The organism is Peptacetobacter sp. AB800 (assembly GCF_047807365.1).
GTDB lineage: Bacteria > Bacillota > Clostridia > Peptostreptococcales > Peptostreptococcaceae > Peptacetobacter.
Genome location: NZ_JBLOUI010000144.1, coordinates 1 through 219 on the forward strand (window position 1 = coordinate 1; position 219 = coordinate 219).

Sequence of the window (219 nt, forward strand, 5' to 3'; positions counted from 1 at the left end):
ATTGTGGAGAGGAGTATATTCAAGGATTCACTTGTAAAAGTAAATTTTGTACAAAATGTGGTAGAAAATATTCTATGGAATGGGCAGAAAAACAGGTAGAAAATATGATTGATGTTTCTCATAGACATGCAGTTTTTACAATTCCAGAGGATTTAAGAGTATATTTCTATAGAAAGCGAGAGCTTTTAAAAGACTTACAAGATACTGCATATAAGGTAT

At 30.6% G+C, this 219-nt stretch carries 1 protein-coding gene; it reads left to right on the forward strand.

Features of this window, described 5'->3' with window-relative positions:
* The coding region (locus ACK2WN_RS12495) for a transposase zinc-binding domain-containing protein (RefSeq protein WP_416155714.1) at positions 1 to 219 on the forward strand (219 nt) is incomplete at both ends.